The 917-nt window shown below is 74.7% G+C and carries 1 pseudogene; it reads left to right on the top strand.

The features are described from left to right. Window positions 1-462: 462 nt before the first annotated feature. A pseudogene (locus tag D7V77_RS42180) lies at window positions 463-917 on the top strand (hypothetical protein); the annotation flags it as partial.

Raw genomic sequence — 917 nt, 5'->3', positions numbered from 1 at the left:
CGCGGCGTCGGGTCCTTGGCGACGCGGCGTCTGCTCCGCTGCTCCGCAGACGAGCAGGAGGCTCCCTCTTCTGACGTCATCTCCCTTCTACAGGACCCATCAGATTGCTTATTCCGCGCAACCCTCCAGTCGGACAGGTTCGTGCGGCGCGGCGCGGACGGGGTGCCCCCGCATGGGGCTCGCATCCCGCACCAAGGGCTCCGCGCCCTGGCCAGTCCGACTGTCGGACAGGTTCGTGCGGCGCGGCGCGGACGGGGTGCCCCGCATGGGGCTCGAATCTCGCACCAGGGGCGCCGCATCCACGCCGAAGGCCTCGCAGCCATTGGACGCGCACCGCGCTCGAGGCCGCTCAGCCCGCGGCCCGCGTAGGACGCCGGACACGGCGCCACGCATCCTCCTGGCCATCGGGCCGGGGCAGGGCTTACCTTTCCCCCAATGCGTCCGCCGCCCGGACAACTGGCGATGTTCGACGCCCCGGCGCCCGGGCGTGAACCGGAGCGTTCGCGGCTGCCCTCGCGCGAGGACGCGCTGCCCCGGGCCGCGGACCTGGCCCGGCGCGTGTCCGCCCTGCTGGGCCAGCCCGTGCACCTGCGCCTCACGGACAACCGCGCCACCCTGGTGAGCTACCGCCGCCTCCCCGAAGGCGTGCGCCTGCGCCTGCACCACCTCTTCCTGGACGCACCCGACACCGTGGTGCGCGCCCTGGCCCTCTACGTGTCCGGCGACACCGCCGCCGGCGAGGTGCTGGAGACCTTCAGCCACGCCCACCACGGCCAGGTGCGCCGGGAGCGCAGGCCCGGCGCCCCGCTGCGCACTCGCGGCCGCTGCTTCGACCTCAAGGCCGTCCACGCCCGGCTGGACGCGGCTTACTTCGACGGGCGCGTGCACGCCGTGGAGGTGGGCTGGGCCCGCCGCCC

Origin of the sequence: Corallococcus sp. CA041A, from assembly GCF_003612075.1 — a bacterium.
Classification (GTDB): Bacteria; Myxococcota; Myxococcia; order Myxococcales; family Myxococcaceae; genus Corallococcus; species Corallococcus exiguus.
Note: the sequence above shows the minus strand (reverse complement) of the source record. Positions and strands in the feature narration are given on the sequence as shown.